General features: G+C 42.7%; 1 protein-coding gene. It reads right to left on the reverse strand.

Features of this window, described 5'->3' with window-relative positions:
• The coding region (locus R7R24_RS30545; RefSeq protein ID WP_154215836.1) for a TonB-dependent receptor plug domain-containing protein at window positions 1-333 on the reverse strand (333 nt) is incomplete at its 3' end.
• Between the last annotated feature and the right edge of the window lie 178 nt (window positions 334-511).

Here is a 511-nt window from a genome sequence, read left to right on the forward strand (position 1 = left end):
AGTCGCAGCATCAAAACCGCGAACTTTGAACCAATCGGTGTCGTTGTCGGCGCCATAAGGCTGAGCGGTTACGCCAGATGTGTAGCGTAATGCTTCGTCCAATTTTTGCGGTGCGCGAACGCGAAGTTCGTCTTCAGAGATAATAGAAACGCTGCGTGGTGTTTCTGCCGCTGGTGTTTCTACTTTTAACGCTTGTGCTGTGACGGTGATGGTTTCCATCGCGGTAACGTCATCTTGTGCGTTCGCTGAAAGCGCAACCACTGCTACTGTAGGCGCAATCGCACAAACCATTGCTTTACGGATCGCAACGGTCAGTAAGTTATTTTTCGTCATAAATACATTCCCGACAATTATATTTAACAAGAAACTTAATTGTAATTATTATCATTTGAACTTTTGTTTCGGTATTTTACTGACTTTTGTATCAAAAGATAGTAAAACGTCCGCAAATTTATTCGCGGTAACCAAAGTAGTTGTTATGTTTAATTGGTTTGAAAAACTTACCCAACCC

This window comes from Vibrio sp. 704 (genome assembly GCF_033339295.1).